We start from the raw sequence: 214 nt of genomic DNA on the forward strand, positions 1-214 counted from the left end.
GGCGCCAAGTGTATAGCTTGCCAGGTTCGTGCGGACCGTGTCGGTCCCCTCGCTGGCGCTTTCGGTGACGCTGTCGCCGGCATTGTCGACGGCATAGATGTCATCCCCCGCCCCGCCGATCAGCGTATCGGCGCCGGCGCTGCCATTCAGCGTGTCATTGCCGGCACCGCCGGTGATCGTGTTGGCGAGCGCATTGCCGATGCCGGTGAAGCTG

General features: G+C 66.4%; 1 pseudogene. It reads right to left on the reverse strand.

The features are described from left to right. Window positions 1-214 (reverse strand): annotated as a pseudogene (locus tag ACMUVN_RS33440) (hypothetical protein); the annotation flags it as partial.

This window comes from Rhizobium sp. IY2, assembly GCF_047532935.1.
GTDB lineage: Bacteria > Pseudomonadota > Alphaproteobacteria > Rhizobiales > Rhizobiaceae > Rhizobium > Rhizobium anhuiense.